Below are 20,340 nucleotides of genomic sequence, written 5' to 3' on the forward strand. Positions count from 1 at the left end.
TTTTTTATTGCGGGAGTAGCTCAGCTGGTAGAGCACTACCTTGCCAAGGTAGATGTCGCGAGTTCGAATCTCGTCTCCCGCTCCACAACCCCCCACCTCTACTGAGGTGGGGGCTTTTTGTGTGCGGTGTAGATCAAAGAGAGTGGCCCCGCCAGAGGGGACGGGGCCAAATTGGTGCCGAGAACGGGACTTGAACCCGCAAGCCCTTACGGGCGACCGATTTTAAGTCGGTTGCGTCTACCGATTCCGCCATCCCGGCCTGGAAAGTGAAATAGCGCCAGACTCAGCGCTGACGCAGTATAGAGAAAAATACTGCTCGGCGGAGCGCGCTGTCGGGTAGAAGTAAAAAGCATCCTTTTACATCCAGTTTTTGTCCTGTTTATCGTCAGCAATAGACTTCAAAACACTCGTTTCCTGTCATTCGTGAGGTTCATGGCGTTACTCGCCAGACAGTAGTGACGACCCCTACCTTTGTTCAGCTCGGTCGGTGACTTATCCGTCCTCTGAACGTACGCCACTGTTTGCGGCCGTAAGCGTAGAGCGGGTGGGTCCAGCGTCCGGCGACCGTACCTTCGGCCAAGGCCTGCTGCAGATCGTCGGGTGAGCGGATCAGCCGAAAGGGGGTTTCGACCCAGGCTTCGCCGATGTCCCGGAGCGTATGCGCATCACTGCCGGCACACATCGGCAGGCCCCGTTCCTGTGCCCAGTCCGCGGCGGCCCGATTCCAGCGATGACGCGACAGCCTGGAGTTGAAGGTCTCGACGACATCAATCTGCTCAGCGATACGTTGGGTGGCTTCAGGCCGCAGCCGGTAGCGCTTGAGGGGATCAAATCCGTGTTGCAGCAGGACTAAGCCGCCCTGGGCCTTGATTTCACTTACTGTCTCTTCCGGGGTCAGTCCTGGAGGAATCCCTGCCTGAAGAAACAGGCCGATGAGCTCGCCCTCCCGGGTCGTGATCTCCTCGCCGGGAATGACGCTCAGCTGGTCGGCCAGTCCCTGGTCTTCGACGATTGCGCGCAGCTCCGGGCCGCCGCGGTGCTGGTCGTGGTCGGTGACGGCAATGGTCAGGGTGCCGCTGCGGAGCATCTGGGCCGGGATGTCGCGCAGTCGTGTCCGGCAGTCGTGACTGACCTCAGTGTGGACATGCAGGTCCACCCGCATGGTGGCGGGCCGGCTCACGCGTCCGGCTCTGGACGGAGCACCTGAAGCGCGCCGGCCCACACGGAGATCGAGACGGTGCCGGTCACGTCCGGTTGTGCGGGCCGGACCTGGTCGTCCACGTGAAAGACCTGACCCAGATAGGGAATGTCAATCTGCTCGGCCTCCCGGCTTTCTACACTCGGCAGGTCGGCCAGGGTACCGCGGGCCAGAGCCGCGATATAGGCCAAGGCGCCGTCGAGCCGCTCGGCGTCGATCTGGACCACGTTCAGCCGACCGTCCCCCAGGTCGGCCTGGGGCGCGAGGGGGAGCCGTGGGCCGAAGGCGCGGGCATTCATGATCTCCAGCAGAGCAAGCGGTGTAGAGGGCTGTGCTGCGCCGTCCACGCGCAGGGCCAGGGGCAACGGCGTAAAGCCCCCCAGGGTCCGGGCCAGGGCCTGCACGGCGCGCAGTGGGCTCTTGCCCTCCTCGGGGCCGTACTCGGCCAGGGCGTGTGCGAAGGCGCCGCAGCCACAGGCCTCCAGAAACAGGTCCTCGCCCCACGGTGCACGGACCCGGCCCAGGTCGAGGGGGACAGGCCGGGCGCGGCGGTAGCGTTCCAGCACTTCTTCGGGACGGCCTTCGATCTCTAGACTGCGGGCGACGTTGTTGGCAGTGCCCAGGGGGATGGGTGCCAGGATTGCCCCTGGATGGCCCGCCAGCGCGCAGGCGACCCGGCGCACCGTGCCGTCGCCCCCCGCCACATACACTGCGCCGCGTGCCCCGGCGAGCCTCTGCGGGAGGTCGTCGCCGGTCTCCAGGCAGGTCACGTCCGGATGACCCAGGGCACGCAGGCCGGCGACGAGGGCTGGTGGGCTCGTCTCGCTGCTGCCTCCCGCCTCCGGGTTAAATACGAGAAGCGCCGGGGCCGCGAAGAGAGCCCCGGAGGGATGGGCAGAGGACACGGGGGCGGGCATGGCCGGACTGTAGCGTTCCCGGCGGCCCCGGAGGGAGATCGGGGCGGGTTGAGGATGCCTTGAGAAAGAAGACGCGCGGCGCGGCACCGGCGGCCTGGGCTAGACTGCCCCCCATGATTCGTCTCGCCGTCCTGGCCGACCTGCACGCCAACCTGGCGGCGACGCTGGCCGTCCATGCCGACCTTCAGCGGCGCGGCATCGGGGAGATCTGGGTGCTGGGCGACCTGGTGGGCAAGGGGCCCCGACCGCGCGCCGTGGTCGAGTGGACCCAGGCGCACGCCACGCGGGTGATCCAGGGCAACTGGGACGCCCGCGTCGGAGGCGCCACCCACCGCCCGCAGGATCTCTGGCCGCGTAGCCTTCTCACCCCCGGTCAGCTCTCCTACCTAGGGGAGTTGCCCTACGGGATCGAGGAGCAGTTCGGCGGTGCGTGGTGGCGTTTCGTCCACGCGAGCAGCCGGGGGTTGTTCCACCGCCTCTATCCGCACAGCAGCCTGAGTGACCAGCTTGAGGCCTTTGCGCCGAATCCGCAGTTCGGCCTGAAGGAACACGCCGACGCGCTCGTGTACGCCGACATGCACGAGGCGCTCCTGCTGGATGTCGAGGGACGCCCGCTCATCAACTGCGGCTCGGTGGGCAATCCCCTCGACAGTACGCTGCCCTGTTACCTCATTCTCGAGTTTGCAGAACAGGGACCAAGCTACAGCACGACCTTCGTGCGCCTGACCTACGACCGCCAGGAGGAGATCGCGGCGGCCGAGTCGAGCGGGATGCCCTTCGTGCGCGAGTACGTGGCCGAACTGCTGACCGGGGCTCACCAGAAGCGCCGCACGCGCACCGGAGAATTCTGAGAGAAGGGCCGCCCAGGACACCTGTCCGGACGGCCCTCCCCGTGCGCCGAAGCCTCAGCTGTGTTCGCGCATGGCCTGGGCGAGTTTGGCCGGCTCGAAGACGCTGGCCCCCGCGCCGTAACGGGCCTTGACGGCGCGCTGCACCAGCCCGATGGCGATGAAGACCCCGACCATGCTGATGACCAGTCCCGGCACGCGCATGATGGCGTTGACCTCGGCCACCTGGGCATTGAAGGCGTCGGTGCCGAAGCGGGCTGTGACGCGCCCGTAGTTCACGACGCTGTTCACCACGCCGCCCACGAGGTCCACGAGGGCGAAGGCCACTGTGCCCCACACCAGCCCCTGGTGCACGCCGGGGTCGCGCATCGCCTCGGCGGTCGCGGCGCGGTCCTCGGGTTTCTCGCCGATGCTCGCGGCGTCCAGAAAGACGCGGAAGAAGGGCACGCGGGTCGCCGCGCTGATGAGAAACAGAATGCCGGTGAGGTACGAGCGCGCGCTGTCCTTGATGGCGTACCAGAAGCCGTCCACGTACCAGAAGGCCAGGGCGCCGCTGAAGATGGCCCCCGCCCCGCCGATGAGGGCCACGGGGCTGACATTGCGGTTCACCAGCAGGTCCACAAGCACGTAGGCAACTGGAACGAGCGCCGCCACGAGGTAGGCGCGCACGTTGCCGCCTGTGCCCCCGCCCAGCAGTTCGGCCACGCTGATGCCGCTGCCCAGGATGTTCGGACTCAGGATCAGGATGGGAATGACGAGCGTGAACACGAGGTCCCACACGGTCTTGGGAATGCGGGCACGCTGGGGCTTGGGGGTGGCGGTCGGCTGACTCATGGCCGCCATTCTCTCATTCGCAGGTGAGGGCTGTCAGGAAAGGTGGCGGGTGCGCGCCGCTGCCCGGACCGCCAAATAGAAAAACCCCACTCACTGTGGAGCAGGGGCCATGCGTAGGGCCGGGTCGGTGCCGGGGCTAGTGGCTGTGGCCACCCGCGCCGCGCTTGCCGCTGACTTCCTCGCGCACCTCGGCCACCAAGAGGGTGCAGGCCTCGGCGCAGGGAATGGCGCCGGGCACACCCGCGAAGAAGGTCTGGGGGAGCGTCTCGCCGGCCCACAGGCGGGTGCGTAGGCAACCCGCGCAGACCTCCGAGGCGACGTGCTCGACCTGCTCCGGCGTGGCGCGCTGCACGCGGCTGTAGATGCCAGTCTGGCGCCGCGCGGTGGTGGGCCAGGGGGTCGCGCGCAGGGTGCGGCAGTGGTGGGCGTAGGTTTCCTCGACCACGGCCGGATACAGGAAGTGCACGCCGCGCACGAGGTCGTCCTCGCTAAGCACCGCCCGCCAGCCGCGCGGGAGGTTACGCAGGGTGTGAACAGGGCGGTGGTTGCCTCCCTCGTCGCGGCGGGTCAGGTCGCGCAGGCCCTCGGGAGTCACGACGGTCGTGAGGTCACTGCCGGGGCGACCCTCATCGAGGGCATGGCGCATCTCGAAGACGCCGCTCTGCGGGCTGATCATCACCTCGCCCAGGCGGCCGCCCCGGCGGGCCAGCGACACGAGCGCCTGCCACGCGGCGTGCCAAGCACGGTCCTCGTCACCGCCGCGCTCGGAGGCCCCTCGCGCTTCCTCGGCCAGATGCAGGATCACGTCGGCGACCGCCGGGTGGGTGCCCACCGGCTTGGCGTAGTACACCGTCTGCGGGCCGTGGGGCGTGTCGGGGAACTCGGTCACGTCGCCCGTCAGGCCCATGTCCTCGGGGATGGTCTCCAGGGTGTGCCAGCCCTCGGAGGCGAAAAAGGGCACCACGACCACGCGCGGCGCGGTGATCTTCTCGGGCCAGGTGCCCACCTTGGGGTCCTCGTCGAGAAACAGGGCGTGAACCTCGGCGAACAGACCGTTCTCGCGCAGTGCCTGGGCGTTCTCGTAGATCACGCGGTTGCTGTTCTCGTTGCGGGTGGTGCCGTGGCCCAGCACGACCAGGGCGGTGTCGCCCGCGTCCAGGTCCGGCAGGGCCTCGCGCGCGCGGGTCACGATCACGTCGCGCATGCTGGGATGCACGCCGTAGGGGAGCGTGTAGCGCACCGTGCGCCCGCCCAGCACCCGCGCGACGCCGCTGGGCGGCACCGGTCCCTGATGGCCCAGGCCCAGTTCACGCGGAATGACCGTCTCAGTGAAATAGCCCTCCGAGATGAACATGGGAATGACCGTCACGTCGGTGCTTGCAGTGGTCTTGAGGACCTGCCGCAGCGAGGGTTCTTCCTTCCAGTAGCCCTCGACGACCTCGTCGAACAGGCCGCGCCCGCGAATGAGTTCGGCGTAGCGGTAGACGGCGGCGGCCGATTCGCCGTTGAGGTGGGAGCCGTGTCCGATCAGCACCAGAGAGCGCATACCCCAGCACTCTAGAGCCCCGCACGCTGCGGAAATGTCCCGCCGGGTGCAGAGTGCACGCGCGGGCGAACCCCAAGACCCCGACACCTTCTCCTCACCCAACCGGGGCGGGCACTTTTTAAGGTGCAGGGGTAAGACAACAGAGCTGACCGCCAGTCCCGGCGCGGCCGACATCCAGTTCAGGGGTCCAGCGCGGCCCAACCAGGAGGCACCATGTTTCCCGACCAACAAGATCGTCACGCCCAGATGGCCCGACTCGATCCCCGCGACACCAACGGCGACGGCGTCGTCAGCCCTGAGGAAGCCGCCGCGTACATCCGCGACTATCTCGACAGCGCCTCGCCCACTGAGCGCAGCCAGATCATGAAGGACTACTTCGGCGGAATGTCGCCCGACCAGCGTCAGCAGATGGGCACGGCCCTGGGGCAGAGCCCGGTCAATGCCGGCCGCCCCGTGAACGCGGACAACGACGACGACCTCGTGGACGCCTACACCCGCACTGCGCAGGCTCCGGCCCAGGACGGCCGCAGCCCCCTGGAAGCCGCGTTCAGCCAGGGCGGCATGCTCAACAGCCCGCTCGTCAAGGCGGGTCTCGTGGGCCTTGCCGGCATCATCGGCAGCCGGATGCTGCGCCGCTGATCCCAGCGCCCCTTCACCGCCAGTTCCTGACCGGGGGCTGGCGGTTTCTCGTGTGTGGGTTGCAAGGAGCGCGCCGGAGTCTCTGGCTGAGATGATCTGGCTGCAGAATCCGAGTGCTCAAGCTCTGCCCGCCGGGTTCACGAAACAGAAGGAATCGGCCGGAGAGGCCCGGCGTCCGCAGGGCAGGAGAGGGAGAGCCGCTAGAATCGCGGCCTGATGCCTCTGTCCTATCTCACGCGTATCGCGCAGACGCCCGCTCCGACCTTTGAGGAGGAGGGGCGTGCCCGCCTGATCGCCGAGACCTGGGCGGAACTGGGCTACGTGATCAGCCGCGACGAGGTCGGCAACGTCGTCACCCGGATCACTCCGCCCGGCACCGAGGGCCGCCCCGCCCTGCTCCTGGCCGCGCACCTGGACACGGTCTTTCCGATGTCGACCGATGTGACGGTCCACGCCGAGCGCAACCGTCTGGTCGGCCCCGGCGTGGGCGACAACAGCGCGAGTCTCTCGGTGGTCACGGCCCTGCTGCGCGACCTGCGCGGGCGCGAGGGCCTGCTGCGCCGCCCGCTGTGGGTGGCCGCCAACGTGGGCGAGGAAGGGCTGGGCGACCTGCGCGGGGCCAAACACCTACTCGCCGCTCATGCCCAGGACCTGGGGGCCTTCGTTGCGGTGGACGGCTACCTGGGCGTCGCGGTGACGCGGGCGGTCGGCGTGCGGCGCTACCGGGCGCGCTACATCGGCCCCGGCGGGCACTCCTGGGGCGATCAGGCCCCCAGCGCCCTGCACGCCCTGGGGCTGGCCATCGCGCGGCTCTACGCCCTGCACCTGCCACACTCGCCGCGCACCACCCTGAACGTGGGCACGGCGTCAGGCGGCACGAGCGTGAACACCATCGCCGGCAGCGCCGAACTGCTGCTCGACCTGCGCTCGCTGGACCAGGGCGCGCTGGCCGAACTCGACAGCCGCGCCCAGAGTGCCCTGCAATCGGCGGCGCGCGACGCGGGCGTGACCCTCAAGCTCGACCGCGTGGGCGACCGCCCCGGCGGCGATCTGCACGCGGGCGCGCTGCTGGACCTGGCCCAGACGGCCGCGCGTGAGGGCCGCATCGACCTGCGGCTGGCGTCGAGCAGCACCGACGCCAACGCCGCCGTGATTCACGGCCTGCCCGCCATCGCCCTGGGGGTCTACCGGGGCGGCAATGCCCACCGCGAGGACGAGTGGGTTCAGCCCGGCAGCCTGGACGCCGGACTGAGCTTCCTGCGCCGCGTGGTCGAGCTTTACCAGCGCCAGCCGCTGGCCTGAGCAGCCGAGCAACGGTCGGCCGGGTGCTGGGGGTGCGCCCGGCTCAGGGCCGCAGGTCTTCCTCGTCGGTCAGGAAGTCCACCGCGCCCGAGCCGATCTCGTAGAAGCCGCCGATGACCCGGATGTGTCCGCGCGCCTCGGCCTCCTGAATGAAGGGCTGGTCGCGCAGCGTTTGGACCTGATGGCGCACGTTGTTGAGCACTGCCTCGCGCATCCGGGCCTTCTTGTCGCGGATGGCCGGCATGCGCTGCACGCTGGGCTGGATGCGCCCGATGAGGGCCCGGAGGTGCTCGGGCTCCTGCGCGAGCTGCTCGGGGGGCAGTAGGGCCGCCGCGACCGCGCCGCAGCCCTCGTGGCCCATCACCATGATGAGGTGCACGTCGAGGTGCTTGATGGCGTATTCCAGCGACCCTAGGCCGGCCTCGCCGACCACGTTGCCGGCCACGCGCACCACGAACAGATGGCCCAGGCCCTGATCGAAGACGAGTTCGACCGGCACGCGACTGTCGCTGCAGGCCAGGATGGCCGCGAAGGGCGTCTGGCCCATGATCTGGGCGCGGCGCTCGTTAGCGCCGAGTTCCGGGCGACCCGCCTCGCCGCTGAAGAACCGGGCGTTGCCGTCCTTCAGCGCCCGGATGGCTTCTTCCGTGCCGCCGATATCCGCGCGCTTGAGGTCGGCGATCTCTTCCATGCTGGCGCCCCGGCGGATGGCGTCCTGTACGCGCCGCTTGAGTTCTCCGGGGGGCATGGGGGGCTGGGTGTCGTCGCTCATGCGCGCATCCTAGCCTTCCGGCGCCGGGGGCTGGGGACAGGCGGTATGGTCAGGCATGACCGCTTCCCAAGGCCCGCTGGACCCTGAAACCCCGCCCTCGCTGACTGAGCTCTTAGAACGCTACGCCACGCTGCGCGACACCCTGCTGGGCCTGGAAGCCGAGAAAGAGGAGCTGGGCAAGCACATCAAGGCGGCGATGGAGGACGGCGAGTATGCCGAGACCGAGCTGTACCGCGCCGTGCTGAAGGTGCAGCGCCGCGTCGAGTACCCCATCGAGCAGTTCCGGGAGGTGTTCGGGGACGCGGCGACGCTGGAGGTCGCGGTGGTAGACAAGCGCAAGGCCGAGGCGCTGGCCAAGGCCGGCGACCTCGACGGCGAGCGCCTGCGGAACGTGGCGGTGGTCAAGGAGACCCAGGCGCTCGTGCTGCTGCCCAAGACGCGTTAGGGCCGCCTTGGTAGGGAAGGGCACGCTTGGGGGCAGGGGCCGTCCAGCGTGCCCCTCGCGGAAGATCGGCACAAAAAAAGCATTGCCGGAAAGCAACGGCACCCGCAGATCATCCCTTATGGCTGCTGCCTTCCGGCCCTGACCAGGTTCGAGCGTCTACGCTGCGCTGCACCAGCAATGCGCTGAGAATGGTAGCACACCCTTCCCCGAAGACAAGCGCGGCGCGGAAGGTGACACAGTACAAAAAAAAGCCGCCAGAACCTTTGACAGTTCCGGCGAAGCTTTTCGGCTGGTGCTCGAGATGGGACTTGAACCCACACGGTTGCCCACACGCCCCTCAAACGTGCGCGTCTACCAATTCCGCCACCCGAGCAGGGCCTTAAGGGCGAGGGAAAGTGTACCGGCGTGAGGCGGAGCTGTCAAGGCGCAGGGTCTTTGTGCGCGGGAACAGGCGTGGTATGCTGGCGTTTGCCGCCGGGGCGGGAGGGCACGTTTCCCTTGTCTGCCGCGCGCGGGACTTCACAACAAGAGAGGTTTTACATGATTGACAAACAGCAAGTGATCCAGGAGCACGCCAAGGCAGGCAACGACACCGGCAGCACCGCCGTGCAGGTGGCTCTGCTCACCGCGCGCATCAACAACCTGTCGGTGCACCTCGGCACCAACAAGAAGGACAAGGCCGGCCAGCGCGGTCTGCAGCTCCTGAACGGCCAGCGCCGCCGCCTGCTCAAGTACCTGGAGCGCACCGATTACGACGGGTACATCGCCCTGACCGACAAGCTCAGCATCCGCCGCGGCCAGCGCATCGTCCGCTGAGCCCCCCAGGCTTCACTGTCCCCGCCCTGTGCGGGGATTTTTTTGGTCTGTGGCTCAGCGGTCGCCGGGACGGGGACGGTCCCGGCCGGTGACGGCCCGCCAGTCCCCACCCGGCAGGAACAGGGCGCCGGGACGCGTGAGCCGCCGCGCCTGGGCATACAGATACACCCAGGCCTCCAGCTCGCCGCCGCCGACTTGCAGGCGCACGGAGACGCGGCGGTACAGCGGCGGCGTCGCGTTCACCCCTTCGAGGTCGTCGAGGAAAGGCAGGGCCGCTGCCCAGGCCGCCGGTGTATAGGTCAGGGCGTAGCCCCGCACCACGTCGCCGGGCTCGCCCGGTACGGCGGCAGGGTACAGCTCGGGATCGAGATGCAGGAGGCGGTGCCCGGCCAGCACCGCCTCCTGCGCACGGAAGCTGCCGGGCGAGCCGGCCACGCCGGCATTGCGCTCGCCGGGCATCAGGGTGCCGTACACGAAGACAGTGGTCGGAAGGAGCATTTTCTCCACTGTACGGGCGATTCCGGCCCTCCGTTGGGGACACGCGGAGAGCAGAGCCGGCCAGGGCAGGTACGGGCCGAAAGAGGGCGTGGAGCCGCGAGAAAAGCCATCTTGGGCACATCTGCTTCATCCGAAATAGAGGCAGAATAGGGCATGAATCTTCGCCAAAAACAGATTCGCCGGTCCTTGCCCATCCTCACGGTCGGCGCCTTCCTGGCCGGCGGTCTGGTGCTGGCCCAGACTTCTCCGGCGCAGCCTTCCACCAAGTCTGTCCCGGCCCGGCCTGCCACGTCCGGGCGCGTGACGAGCGGTGCCGACAAGCTGACCAGCGCCGAGGGGACGCTGTTCACCAAGGCGCGGCCCTCGACCCTGCGGATTTTGCAGTGTCCGGTCAACAACTGCGTAGAACCCGACGGCATCGGCACGGCCTTCCTGATCGGGGACGACGGACTGGCCCTGACTGCCTACCACGTCATCTTCCAGGCCAAGGCCCTGAGCGCCCAGACGGCCGACCGCAAGCGGTACGCGGTCGAGGTCGTTGGGTACGACGACCAGAACGACATCGCGCTGCTGCGCGTGAATGTCCCCAAGGGCACGCCCTATCTGCCGGTCGTGGCGGCCTCGCCCAAGGTCGGGGACCCGGTGCTGGCCATCGGCAACGGGGGCGGCAGCTTCCTGACTCCCAAGACCGGCCGCTTGACGGCGCTGGACACCCCGTCGGACCGCGCTGACTTTCCCTCCGGCACGCTGGAACTCACCGCCCCCCTGATTCCCGGGGACAGCGGCGGCCCCATCCTGAACGCGAAGGGCGAGGTCACGGGCGTCGTGAGTTACATCTCGGTGAAGCCCTCGAATGTCGATGACCTGAGCGCCGACCCGGAAATCACTGCCTACGCGGTGCCGGTCACGGCGGGCGCCCAGCGGCTGGCCGACCTGAAGAAGGGTGTCAAGCGCGAAGCCCCGGTCATCGGCGTGAGTATCGGGGGCAATCTCGCCCTGCTCACTGCCCTGCCTGAGCGCCTGTTCGCGGAGGCGAACGAACGGCTGAGCCTGGGGCTGGGCAGCGTGGCAGGGGCCTTCTTCACCGACGTGTCGGCGAACACCCCGGCCGCGCGCGCCGGTCTGCGCCCCCTCCAGTACAACGCCGAGGGCAAGGTGACGCAGGGCGACCTCGTGACGGCCATTGACGGCAAGCGCGTGGTGAACTTCAGTGACTTTCAGCGCATCGTGCGCTCGAACTACCAGCCCGGCGATACCGTGACCCTGAAGGTGCTGCGGGCCGGCAAGACCATCGAGGTCAAGATGACCCTGATCGGCCGCTCGACGGTGGCGCAGCGCTGACCCGGGCGAATGCCTGAAGACGGCACCCCCTCCCACGAAACTGGGAGGGGAGTGCCGTCTTCTCTGGGGCATGAGGTGTCTCGGATTCGGCAGGTCGATCCCGGCTGAGATGAAGAGATTTGATCATATTCTGCATATGGCGTATTGACAATTCTGCCGAAAACAGAATAATGCAGGTATGGATACCCTCAAAAAGGCCGGAGCCATGCTCCAGCATCTGGACCTCTTCCACACCATGCTGGACCTGCGCGGCCTGCTGCAACTCGCCGCGCACATGGAGGAACGCGGCGACCGGGTGACCCTGATCAGCCCCGAGCAGATCACGCTGATCGGCGGCGCCATGCACGCCGACGCCCGCGTAACAACCAGCAAGGGCGCGACCATCGAGTCGGGCACTGCATACCGCGTGCTGCACCGGCTCAAGGGCCATGAGGCGCCCGAATACGCCGTGACCCGCGAGGAACTCGGCGCCCTGAATGCCCGCGCGGTGTCCGACCTGGAAGGCGGCGACGCCCTGCGCGCCTTCGCCGATACGCTGGCCCGGATCGGTGCGGCCCCGGCGCCTGCTCCCACGGCTCCCACTCCCACTCCGGCCGCAGAAGCCGGTGGCGAGCGCCCGGCCCGCACGCGCCGGGCCCCCGAGGGCGAGGTTCAGCCTGCTGCACAGGGCGAGCAGCCTGCGGCCTGATTCAGCCTCTTTCCCTTCCGTCTGGTCCCCTCCCACTGCGGAGGGGCTTTTTTATTCCCGGCGGCGGACCAGCAGGGCGAGCAGGAAGACGGCCGTGTTGACGAGCACGATGGTCGCGCCGGGAGCCGTGTCGAGGTAGTAGCTCAGGTACAGCCCGGCCACGCCGCCCAGGCTGCCCAGCAAGGCGGCCAGCCCCATCATCTTGCGGAGGCTGCGCGCCAGCAGCCGGGCGGCGGCGCTCGACGTGATGAGCAGGCTGACGCTCAGGGTCGTGCCCACGAGCTGCACCGTGAGGACCACGACCAGCCCGATCAGGATGAGCAGGATGTTGTTCAGCCGCCGCACCGGCAGCCCCACCGCGCGCGCCTCGGTGGGGTCGAAGGAGGCCAGCAGCAGCTCCTTCTGGATGGCGGTCAGGAAGCCGCCGACCAGGACCGTGACCCCCAGGGCGCCCCACAGGTCGGCGGGGGAGACGCCCAGTGGGTTGCCGATCAGAAAGTTGCTGAGGTCGGTGGTGAAGGTCGGCGCCTTCGACAACAGGGCCACCCCCAGCGCGAACATGCCCACGAACACGATGCCGATGGCGCTGTCCTGCTTGAGACCGCTGCGCTGCCCGATGGCTCCGATGCCCAGCGCGGTGAGCACGGCGGCGATGAGGGCCCCCAGCAGCAGGTTGCCGCGCACCAGAAAGGCCGCCACGATGCCCGGAAACACCGCGTGGCTCATGGCGTCGCCGATGTAGCTCAGGCCACGCAGCACCACCCACGCGCCGATAAGCGCGCACAGCACGCTGACGAGTACCACAGCCAACAGTGCCCGCACGAAAAAGTCGTACTGCAGGGGATCGGTCAGCCAGGCCAGGGGATGCACTCAGGCCTCCGCGTGGGTGTGACCCAGGTGCGACGAGCTGAAGGTCGCCTCAATGTTGCGCGGCGTGTAGACCTGCTCGGGCGTGCCGTCGGCGATGACCCGGCGGTTGATGAGCACGAGGTGGTCGCACCAGCGCCGCGCCTGTTCGAGGTCGTGCGTGACCATCACGACCGCGCGCCCCGCGTCGGCCTGGGCGCGCAGCAGAGCCATGAGCTGCTCCTGGGTGGTCGCGTCCACACCGGTCAGCGGCTCGTCGAGCAGCAGCAGGTGCCCCTGCCGGGCCAGCATCCGCGCGAGCAGCACCCGCTGGCGCTGCCCGCCCGACAGCGCCCCGATGTGGCGGTGGCGCAGGTCGTATACGCCGGTCTCGCGCAGCGCCTCCTCGACAAGTTGCCGGTCGCGCCGCCCCGGCCAGCGCAGCCAGCCCAGGCGGCCGGTGCGGCCCATCATGGTCACGTCCCAGACCGTTACCGGAAAGGCCCAGTCCAGGGTCTGCTGCTGGGGCACGTACGAGACGCAGTCCTGGGCACTGTGCCCGCTGTCGAGTTGCACCGCGCCCAGGTGGTCGGGCAGCAGCCCCACCAGGGTCTTGAGCAGGGTGCTCTTGCCCGCGCCGTTCGGGCCGATGATGGCGCTGAAAGACCCCGCCTCGAAGCGCACGGTGGCGTCTTCCAGGGCCACCTGCGAGCCGTAGCGGACGGTGAGGTTCTGGACGCCGAGCATCAGGACAGGATAGCGCGCCTCAGCGGGCGCCGAGCTGCCGGCGCACCTCGCGCGCGGCGAGTTCGGTGGCGACCGGGCCGCGAATCCGGCCCATAAGCTGGATGGGCACGAAATACACCCGGCCGGCGCGGCTGGCCCGCAGCCGCCCCGCGAGGGCACTGGCCTTCCAGTCACTCGCCGCGCGGGCCGGCGTGTTCGTGCTCGAGGCGACCACGAAGACCACGTCCGGGTCCAGGGCTCCGAGCGCCTCGACGCTCAGGGCGCGGTAGCCTTCGGTCAGCGCGGGGTCGGGGGCGCCGGGCAGGGCCAGCCGGAAACCCAGGTCCTGAATCAGGCCACCGGTCCAGTCCTTCGGCCCCAGCACGGTGTACAGCTCGCGGTTCTGGCCGCCCGAGTTCCAGACCACCAGGGCGCGCTGCCCCGCCCAGGGCGCCAGTGCCCCGCGCGCACCTTTCAGCAGGGCGCGGCTGCGGGTCAGCACGGCGGCGGCGCGGTCCTCGCGGCCCAGGGCGCGGGCCAGCGCCGGCAGGGATTTCTGCCAGTCGCCGCTGTGGGTGCCGGTAAACAGCAGCGTGGGAGCCACGCGGTTCAGGGCTGGATACGCCGCTGAGGCATAGTCCTCGCCCACGATCAGGTCGGGCTTCAGACCGGCGAGCAGTTCCAGATTGGGTTTGAAGCGGTCGCCCACGTACAGCGGCGCCGACGTGATCCGGCTGCCCAGGTAGTTGATCTGCCGGATGGGTGAACCGAAGGCCTTGACCCCGAGCTGCGCGGCCTCGCCGTAGCCCACCGGCTGCACGCCGAGCGAGAGCAGCAGGTCCAGGGCGTGCGGCCCCAGCGCGACCACACGCACGGGCCGGGCAGGGAGGGTGGTCTGACCCAGCGCGTGTGTGACGGTGACGGGAAAGGCCGCCCGCGTGGTCGCGGCGGTGCTGGTAGCAGCCGAGGCGGCCGGCAGCAGGGCGCAGAGGGTTAGGGTGAGGGCAGAGGCAAAGCGGCGCATGGGTCTCCTTGAACACGGGAACACGGAAAAAAGGCATGAAAAAGCCGCGCGCCCTGGGGAGGGAGGCGCGGCAGTCGGGCGGGGGCGGGGTGTGCGGGGCCTACTTCAGGGCGCCCACCATCGCGGCCACGTTGGCGCGCAGGGCCTTCAGGTAGGTGTCGCCGGCCGAGCCCTTCGGTCCCAGAGCGTCGGTGTACAGCGGCGGGGCCACGCGGGCGCCGGTCTCGCGGGCGAGCGTCTGGGCGAGGCGGGCGTTGACCGTATTCTCGGTGAAGATGACCCGTGCGCCGCTCTTCTTCACGGCCTGCACGAGCGCAGCGACCTCACGGGCGCTCGGCTCGCGCTCGGTGCTCAGGCCCGGAATGACCGTGCCCACGACTGTCAGGCCATAGTGCGCGGCGAGGTAGTGCAGGGCGTCGTGGTTCGTCACGATCCGCTTCTGGGCTGTGCTCAGGGTCGCGAACTGCTTCTTGGCATAGGCATCGGCAGCCTGCAGCCCCTTGATGTAGGCGGCGGCGTTGTTGGCGTAGGTCGCCTTGCCGGCCGGGTCCAGCGCGCTCAGGGCGGCCTGGGCGTTTTTCACGTAGCCGGCGGCCAGTGTGGGGTCCCACCAGGCGTGGGGGTCCTGGGCGCCGTGGTCGTCGCCGTGACCATGGTCCTCACCGGCCTCCTCGGGGGCGGCGCGCAGGTTCAGGCCCGCCGTCAGGGGCCGCACCGGCACGCCAGGCGCCGAGGCGGTCAGCCGGGGCAGCCAGGCTTCCAGGCCCGCGCCGTTGGTGAACAGTGCTTTGCTGCCCGCGAGGCTGCGGATGGCCCCGGTCGTCGGCTGAAAGGTGTGGGCGTCGGCCCCGGCGGGCACGACCACGTTCACGTTCACGCGGGCGCCGCCCACCGCCTTCACGAAATCCGCGATGATGGTGGTCGTGGCGCTGACCTGAAGGGGGGCGGCCTGGGCACCGCCCGCCGCCGCGAGCAGGGCCAGCGTCAGGAGCCGCCTCATGCGAGTTCCACGCCCTGGTGGGTCCCCTTCTCCAGCGTGCGCAGAGCGGCGGCGCTCAGCCACACCCTCTTGGTCACGCCGTCCTCGCGAATGGTCTTCTTGTGCAGGTTGGCCTTCTGCACGCGCTTGGTGATGCCGGTGGTCTTGCGGCCTACACCGCCCTGCGCGCGCGCCTTGCCCCGGCGGGTCACGCTGTTCACCACCATGTTCTTTTTTCCAGTCAGGTAACATTCACGGCTCATACTGATTTATCCTTATCATATTCGAGAGGAGATGTGTGTCCTTCGGGCAATGTTCGCGGCCACCGTTGTCAGGCCAGCGCGCCGCCCAGCAGCCGGTCGAGGGCTGGGCTGTCGAGGTCGCGTCCGATGAAGACCACCTCGCTGAAGGCATCTTCGGGGCGGTGCCAGGTGCCGGCCTGCTCCAGCGCGAGCTGGCGCCCGGTGTGGTTCCACAGCGTCGCCACGCCGTCCCCGAGGTTGACCCAGCCCTTCGAGCGGATGACGCTGTGGGGCAGGCCCCCCGCGAGCATGGCGTGCAGGCGCTCCGGGTCGAAGGGCCGCGCCGCGCGGTAGATGTGCGTGCCCAGGCCGTAGGTCTCCGACTCGGGGGTGTGTTCCTTTTCCAGCTCGGCCACCCAGGCGTCGAGCTGAGAGGCGGCGTCCATGTCGAACAGCCCCACATTCAGCACCTCGGCCACCTCCAGGCGGCCGCGCGTGGCCTCTAGCACGCGGGCGCGCGGGTTGGTGATGCGCACGAGTTCGCGCAGCGACTGCACGTCCTCCGCCGCGGCGAGGTCGAGCTTGTTCAGCACCACGAGGTCGGCGAACTCGATCTGCTCGGCCAGCAGTTCCCCGAAGCCGCGCCCGAAATCGTCGCCCGGGATCTCGTCGGTGCGGTTCCACAGCGTGAAGAACTGCGCGCTGTCCACCACCGTCACCATCGCGTCCACGTGCACGCGCCCCAGCAGGTTCGGCAACTCGGGCTGCCCGGCCTCGGGGGCCAGTTCCAGTTCCTCGGGGGTCAGGCAAAAGCTCTGGGCGATGGGCAGAGGCTCCCCGATGCCGGTGGACTCGATCAAGATGGCGTCGAGGTCGCGGGTGCGCAGCAGCTCGTCCACGGCGTACAGCAGGTCGCCGCGCAGCGTGCAGCAGATGCAGCCGTTGCTGAGTTCGATGGTCTGCTCGTCGGTCCTGACGACCAGCGAGGCGTCCACGTTCACGGCCCCGAACTCGTTGACGATTACGGCGACCTTCAGGCCGCCGGCCTGGGTCAGCAGGTGGTTGAGCAGCGTGGTCTTTCCCGCCCCCAGAAAGCCGCACAGCACGGTGATGGGCACGGAGCGGGTCGGCGGCGTGGCCGGTGCAGATGGGGCAGGACTGGTCATGACGGTAACGATAATCTATTATCATTAATAAGACAAGGCTCCATATCGTTTCCTCCTGCCCCCTGACGGTGCAGTTCTGGCTCCTCGGTGTCGATGCCCGCGCGGGCGACCTGGCGCGGCTGGGCTACGTTCGCCGGCCGGCGCAGGAAGGCAGCAGCGTGTACGCGCGCGGCCGGTTGCGCCTGCACAGCGCGGGCCTGAGCGCCGATCTTCCGCAGGGAGAACTGCGATTCGAGCGCCGCACCGGGCACTTCTGGCTGGGCGGCGAGCAGGTCAGCCGCGAACAGGGCCGTGCACTCGCCCTGCCTCTGATCCTCCGTCACGAGGCGGAGCTGTGCCGGCTGCGCGCCCCGGACTGGCGCCGCAGCCAGCTCAGCACGCATGCCCTGCCTGCCCCGGTGCGCCGCGCCCTGCCGGCCTGGACGGCCGCGCGCCGGGACCTGAGGGCCCACCTGTGGACCCCCTCTGGCCGCCCAGACGTTTATGGTGGCCCCACCCTGGCCTCAGCCCCGGCCCCGTAGACTGCGGGACATGACGCAAACCTCCGCGCCCGAGTGGTACAAGAGCGCCGTGTTCTACGAACTGTCCGTCCGCACCTTCTCGGACGGCAACGGCGACGGCAAAGGCGACTTTCCGGGTCTGACCTCGCACCTCGACTACCTCAAGAATCTCGGCGTGGACTGCCTGTGGCTGCTGCCCTTCTTTCCCAGCCCGCTGCGCGACGACGGCTACGACGTGGCCGACTACCAGGGCATTCACCCGGACCTGGGCACACTCGACGACTTCAAGGTCTTTCTGCGCGAGGCGCACGCGCGCGGGCTGCGGGTTGTGGCCGACCTCGTGACCAACCACACCTCCAGCGACCATCCCTGGTTCCAGGCGGCGCGCCGGGGGCCGACCCTGCCCGACGGCTCGCCCAACGAGTACCACGACTACTATGTCTGGAGCGAGACCGGCACCGAATACGCGGGCGCGCGCATCATCTTCACCGACACCGAGACGAGCAACTGGACCTATGACGACCAAGTGGGCAAATTCTTCTGGCACCGCTTCTTCTCCAGCCAGCCGGACCTGAACTACGACAACCCGCGCGTGACCGAAGAACTGCTCGCGGCGGCGCGCTTCTGGCTCGACCTCGGCATCGACGGCTTCCGGGTGGACGCCGTGCCCTACCTCATCGAGCGCGAGGGCACAAACTGCGAGAACCTGCCCGAGACGCACGACATCCTGAAGAAGATGCGTCGCCTGGTCGACGAGCACTACCCCGGCCGCCTGCTGCTGGCCGAGGCCAACCAGTGGCCCGAGGAGGTCGTGGAGTATTTCGGGACCGAGCAGGACCCCGAGTTCCACATGTGCTTTAACTTTCCGGTCATGCCCCGGCTCTACATGAGCCTCAAACGCGAGGACACGACGAGCATCCGCGAGATCATGGACCGCCTGCCTGCCATTCCCAGCTTCGGGCAGTGGGCGACCTTCCTGCGCAACCACGACGAGCTGACGCTGGAGATGGTCAGCGACGAGGAACGCGGGTTCATGTACGCGGCCTACGCGCCCGATCCGCGCATGAGGATCAACGTGGGCATCCGCCGCCGCCTCTCGCCGCTGCTCGACAACGACCGCCGCCGCGTCGAACTGCTGAACACCGTGTTGCTGGCGCTGCCGGGCAGCCCGATCCTGTACTATGGCGACGAGATCGGCATGGGCGACGACCTGGGTCTGGCCGACCGCAACGGCGTGCGCACCCCGATGCAGTGGAACGCTGGCACCAGCGGCGGGTTCTCGACGGCTGCGCCCACCGACTGCTTCTTCCCGCCGGTCAGCGACCCGGTGTACGGCTACTCACGCGTGAATGTCCAGAGTCAGGAGCAGGACCCCAGCAGTCTGCTGAAGTGGACTGCCCGCCAGCTTGAGCTGCGCCGCCGCCACCCCGCCTTCGCGCACGGCGAGCTGAAATTCGTGGACACGAGCAACCCGGCCGTGCTGGCCTTCACCCGCACCACGCCCGACGAGACCCTGCTCATCGTGAGCAACTTTGCGAGCAATGCGCAGTCGGTCACCCTGGACCTCTCGGCGTATGCCCACCGCACGCCGGTCACGCTGTCGGGGGCCAGTCCCTTCCCGGCGATCACCGAAGCGCCCTATGCGCTGACGATGGGTAAATACGACTACTACTGGCTGCGGCTGAACTGAGGCCAGGAGATAAAGGTTGGCCCGAGAACGTCACACTCGGACCAACCTCTGTCATCACTTACACCCGGATCGTCACCCGCGCACTGTCGTCCTCAAGGTGGACCGAGTCGAGGAACCGGACCACCCGAGTCGCATACCCCATGACCAGCGTGTGCGTCCGCGCCCCGCCGGCGAAGCGCCGCACGCCGCTCAAGAGTTCACCATAGGTGATGCCGGTGGCGCTGAACACCATCTGCTCGCCGGGGGCGAGATCGGCCGTCTTGTAGATCCGGTGCTCGTCCACGCCCATCGCGGCGAAGCGCTCACGCATGGCGTCGTCCTCCGCGATGAAGCGGCCCTGGATCTCGGCGCCCAGGCACTTGCAGGCCGCCGCCGACAGCACGCCCTCGGGCGCGCCGCCCGAGCCCATCAGCGCGTGGACCCCGGTGCCCCGCACGCCAACGGCCAGCCCCGCGACCACGTCGCCGTCGCCGATGAGTTTGACCCGCGCGCCCGCCGCCCGCACCCGCTGGATCAGGCCTTCGTGCCGTTCGCGGTCCAGAATGGTGATCATCAGGTCTTCCACGTCGCGGTCTAGGGCCTGGGCGAGCACATGCAGGTTGGCCTCGACCGGCCAGTCGAGGTTCACGCGGCCGGCGGCGGGCGGCGGCACGATCAGTTTCTCCATGTAGCAGTCGGGGGCGTGCATCAGGCCGCCGCGCTCGCTCAGGGCAATGACGGCCAGGCCGTTGGGCAGGCCTTTGGCCGTGACCACCGTGCCCTCGACCGGGTCCACGGCGATGTCCACCTCGTACTGGCCGCTGCCGACCTGTTCCCCGATGTACAGCATGGGCGCTTCGTCCATCTCGCCCTCGCCGATCACCACCGTGCCCCGGATGTCCAGGGTATTCAGGACCTCGCGCATCGCCTCGGTGCCTGCGCCGTCCACGGCGTTCTTGTCGCCCAGGCCCATGAACCTGCTGGCGGCCAGCGCTGCTTCCTCAGTGACGCGCGCGGTCGGCAACACCAGTGCGTGCTCGAAACTCTGCGTCAAACCCTCGCCCCTCGGCCGTTTGGTCATGCCCGACCGTAACACGCGCCCAGGGCCGGTTACGTCTGGGAGCACTTCCAGGGGCGTCACCGCCCGGGGGAACGGGGCCGGGAGACGGGGTTTGGTGCGGCGCGGCGGAACTCAATTCCTCAGCGCAGGACGCCGGCCCAGACGAGCACCAGCCACAGCACCACCGGAATCGCCAGCGTGACGGCCGTCAGCTTGATCAGCCGCCACCAGTCGTTCAGGAATTCGCGCATGGCCCACAGGGTAGCAGGGCCGGACCTCAAGAA

Annotated in this window: 22 protein-coding genes, 3 tRNA genes and 1 other RNA gene; 10 read left to right on the forward strand and 16 right to left on the reverse strand. The window is 68.7% G+C overall.

Annotation, left to right across the window (positions count from 1 at the left end):
• Positions 1 to 9: 9 nt before the first annotated feature.
• Positions 10 to 85, forward strand: a tRNA-Gly gene (locus ASF71_RS09470).
• Between the two features lie 87 nt (positions 86 to 172).
• On the opposite strand, the gene ASF71_RS09475 is transcribed toward ASF71_RS09470, so the two are convergent.
• The 3 genes from ASF71_RS09475 to ASF71_RS09485 form a co-directional block, all read right to left on the reverse strand.
• Positions 173 to 259 (reverse strand) — tRNA-Leu (locus ASF71_RS09475).
• Positions 260 to 475: 216 nt separating this feature from the next.
• The gene (locus tag ASF71_RS09480; RefSeq protein WP_056298755.1) at positions 476 to 1,162 is read right to left on the reverse strand and encodes a PHP domain-containing protein; all 687 of its coding nucleotides are present in this window, start codon (positions 1,160 to 1,162) and stop codon (positions 476 to 478) included.
• Between the two features lie 14 nt (positions 1,163 to 1,176).
• Entirely contained in the window at positions 1,177 to 2,115 is a 939-nt protein-coding gene (locus tag ASF71_RS09485; protein ID WP_056298689.1) for a diacylglycerol kinase family protein, read from the reverse strand.
• 113 nt (positions 2,116 to 2,228) lie between these two features.
• Here ASF71_RS09485 and ASF71_RS09490 point away from each other — a divergent pair, with 113 nt between their 5' ends.
• A complete protein-coding gene (locus ASF71_RS09490; RefSeq protein ID WP_056298692.1) occupies positions 2,229 to 2,966 on the forward strand; it encodes a metallophosphoesterase in 738 nt (245 codons plus the stop codon).
• 54 nt (positions 2,967 to 3,020) lie between these two features.
• Here ASF71_RS09490 and ASF71_RS09495 read toward each other — a convergent pair whose 3' ends face one another.
• Together ASF71_RS09495 and ASF71_RS09500 are read right to left on the reverse strand one after the other, a co-directional pair.
• Positions 3,021 to 3,797 (reverse strand): VC0807 family protein, encoded by a 777-nt coding sequence (locus tag ASF71_RS09495; RefSeq protein WP_056298757.1) that lies wholly within the window; start codon positions 3,795 to 3,797, stop codon positions 3,021 to 3,023.
• A gap of 136 nt (positions 3,798 to 3,933) precedes the next feature.
• On the reverse strand, positions 3,934 to 5,517 hold the full coding sequence (locus ASF71_RS09500; RefSeq protein ID WP_255354727.1) for a DR2241 family protein: 1,584 nt from the start codon (positions 5,515 to 5,517) through the stop codon (positions 3,934 to 3,936).
• A 39-nt stretch (positions 5,518 to 5,556) separates the two neighbouring features.
• On the opposite strand from ASF71_RS09500, the gene ASF71_RS09505 reads away from it, so the two are divergent.
• Both ASF71_RS09505 and ASF71_RS09510 read left to right on the forward strand, forming a co-directional pair.
• Positions 5,557 to 5,982, forward strand: coding sequence for a hypothetical protein (locus tag ASF71_RS09505; RefSeq protein ID WP_056298697.1), 426 nt, complete (start codon positions 5,557 to 5,559; stop codon positions 5,980 to 5,982).
• Between the two features lie 216 nt (positions 5,983 to 6,198).
• On the forward strand, positions 6,199 to 7,284 hold the full coding sequence (locus ASF71_RS09510) for a M20/M25/M40 family metallo-hydrolase (RefSeq protein WP_056298701.1): 1,086 nt from the start codon (positions 6,199 to 6,201) through the stop codon (positions 7,282 to 7,284).
• 43 nt (positions 7,285 to 7,327) lie between these two features.
• On the opposite strand, the gene ASF71_RS09515 is transcribed toward ASF71_RS09510, so the two are convergent.
• Positions 7,328 to 8,056 carry a carbonic anhydrase gene (locus ASF71_RS09515; protein ID WP_056298704.1) on the reverse strand — a complete coding sequence of 243 codons (729 nt, stop codon included), beginning with the start codon at positions 8,054 to 8,056 and terminating at the stop codon, positions 7,328 to 7,330.
• Positions 8,057 to 8,111: 55 nt separating this feature from the next.
• Between ASF71_RS09515 and ASF71_RS09520 the strand changes: the two genes are divergently transcribed.
• Positions 8,112 to 8,501, forward strand: coding sequence for a hypothetical protein (locus ASF71_RS09520; RefSeq protein WP_056298706.1), 390 nt, complete (start codon positions 8,112 to 8,114; stop codon positions 8,499 to 8,501).
• Between the two features lie 79 nt (positions 8,502 to 8,580).
• Here ASF71_RS09520 and ffs read toward each other — a convergent pair.
• Both ffs and ASF71_RS09525 read right to left on the reverse strand, forming a co-directional pair.
• An RNA gene (ffs, locus tag ASF71_RS22540) (signal recognition particle sRNA small type) lies at positions 8,581 to 8,679 on the reverse strand.
• A 112-nt stretch (positions 8,680 to 8,791) separates the two neighbouring features.
• Positions 8,792 to 8,874, reverse strand: a tRNA-Leu gene (locus ASF71_RS09525).
• 167 nt (positions 8,875 to 9,041) lie between these two features.
• On the opposite strand from ASF71_RS09525, the gene rpsO reads away from it, so the two are divergent.
• Positions 9,042 to 9,317, forward strand: a complete 276-nt coding sequence (rpsO, locus tag ASF71_RS09530; RefSeq protein ID WP_056298709.1) for a 30S ribosomal protein S15 — start codon at positions 9,042 to 9,044, stop codon at positions 9,315 to 9,317.
• Positions 9,318 to 9,371: 54 nt separating this feature from the next.
• Here the strand turns inward: rpsO and ASF71_RS09535 are convergent, their stop codons facing one another.
• Positions 9,372 to 9,815 carry a gamma-glutamylcyclotransferase gene (locus ASF71_RS09535; RefSeq protein ID WP_056298712.1) on the reverse strand — a complete coding sequence of 148 codons (444 nt, stop codon included), beginning with the start codon at positions 9,813 to 9,815 and terminating at the stop codon, positions 9,372 to 9,374.
• Between the two features lie 153 nt (positions 9,816 to 9,968).
• Here ASF71_RS09535 and ASF71_RS09540 point away from each other — a divergent pair, with 153 nt between their 5' ends.
• Together ASF71_RS09540 and ASF71_RS09545 are read left to right on the forward strand one after the other, a co-directional pair.
• Positions 9,969 to 11,156, forward strand: a complete 1,188-nt coding sequence (locus ASF71_RS09540) for a S1C family serine protease (protein ID WP_056298715.1) — start codon at positions 9,969 to 9,971, stop codon at positions 11,154 to 11,156.
• A 178-nt stretch (positions 11,157 to 11,334) separates the two neighbouring features.
• Positions 11,335 to 11,844: a hypothetical protein gene (locus tag ASF71_RS09545; RefSeq protein ID WP_056298717.1), complete on the forward strand. Its 510-nt coding sequence runs from the start codon at positions 11,335 to 11,337 to the stop codon at positions 11,842 to 11,844.
• A gap of 51 nt (positions 11,845 to 11,895) precedes the next feature.
• On the opposite strand, the gene ASF71_RS09550 is transcribed toward ASF71_RS09545, so the two are convergent.
• The 6 genes from ASF71_RS09550 to ASF71_RS09575 all read right to left on the reverse strand — a co-directional run bounded on the left by ASF71_RS09550 (position 11,896) and on the right by ASF71_RS09575 (position 16,827).
• Positions 11,896 to 12,705, reverse strand: a complete 810-nt coding sequence (locus ASF71_RS09550) for a metal ABC transporter permease (protein ID WP_056298761.1) — start codon at positions 12,703 to 12,705, stop codon at positions 11,896 to 11,898.
• Positions 12,706 to 12,714: 9 nt separating this feature from the next.
• Entirely contained in the window at positions 12,715 to 13,437 is a 723-nt protein-coding gene (locus ASF71_RS09555; RefSeq protein WP_056298721.1) for a metal ABC transporter ATP-binding protein, read from the reverse strand.
• 19 nt (positions 13,438 to 13,456) lie between these two features.
• The gene (locus ASF71_RS09560) at positions 13,457 to 14,440 is read right to left on the reverse strand and encodes an iron-siderophore ABC transporter substrate-binding protein (protein ID WP_235514295.1); all 984 of its coding nucleotides are present in this window, start codon (positions 14,438 to 14,440) and stop codon (positions 13,457 to 13,459) included.
• A 100-nt stretch (positions 14,441 to 14,540) separates the two neighbouring features.
• Positions 14,541 to 15,440: a metal ABC transporter solute-binding protein, Zn/Mn family gene (locus tag ASF71_RS09565; RefSeq protein ID WP_056298724.1), complete on the reverse strand. Its 900-nt coding sequence runs from the start codon at positions 15,438 to 15,440 to the stop codon at positions 14,541 to 14,543.
• Complete coding sequence (gene rpmB, locus ASF71_RS09570; RefSeq protein ID WP_056298728.1) at positions 15,437 to 15,682, reverse strand: 50S ribosomal protein L28; 246 nt, start codon at positions 15,680 to 15,682, stop codon at positions 15,437 to 15,439. Before rpmB ends, ASF71_RS09565 begins: the two co-directional genes overlap by 4 nt.
• A gap of 68 nt (positions 15,683 to 15,750) precedes the next feature.
• Positions 15,751 to 16,827, reverse strand: coding sequence for a GTP-binding protein (locus ASF71_RS09575; protein ID WP_056298731.1), 1,077 nt, complete (start codon positions 16,825 to 16,827; stop codon positions 15,751 to 15,753).
• A 68-nt stretch (positions 16,828 to 16,895) separates the two neighbouring features.
• On the opposite strand from ASF71_RS09575, the gene ASF71_RS09580 reads away from it, so the two are divergent.
• Positions 16,896 to 17,348, forward strand: a complete 453-nt coding sequence (locus ASF71_RS09580) for a hypothetical protein (protein WP_056298735.1) — start codon at positions 16,896 to 16,898, stop codon at positions 17,346 to 17,348.
• A 10-nt stretch (positions 17,349 to 17,358) separates the two neighbouring features.
• On the forward strand, positions 17,359 to 19,017 hold the full coding sequence (treS, locus tag ASF71_RS09585) for a maltose alpha-D-glucosyltransferase (RefSeq protein WP_056298737.1): 1,659 nt from the start codon (positions 17,359 to 17,361) through the stop codon (positions 19,015 to 19,017).
• A 58-nt stretch (positions 19,018 to 19,075) separates the two neighbouring features.
• On the opposite strand, the gene glpX is transcribed toward treS, so the two are convergent.
• On the reverse strand, positions 19,076 to 20,077 hold the full coding sequence (gene glpX, locus ASF71_RS09590; protein WP_056298741.1) for a class II fructose-bisphosphatase: 1,002 nt from the start codon (positions 20,075 to 20,077) through the stop codon (positions 19,076 to 19,078).
• Positions 20,078 to 20,340: the final 263 nt, after the last annotated feature.

Origin of the sequence: Deinococcus sp. Leaf326 (genome assembly GCF_001424185.1) — a bacterium.
Classification (GTDB): Bacteria; Deinococcota; Deinococci; order Deinococcales; family Deinococcaceae; genus Deinococcus.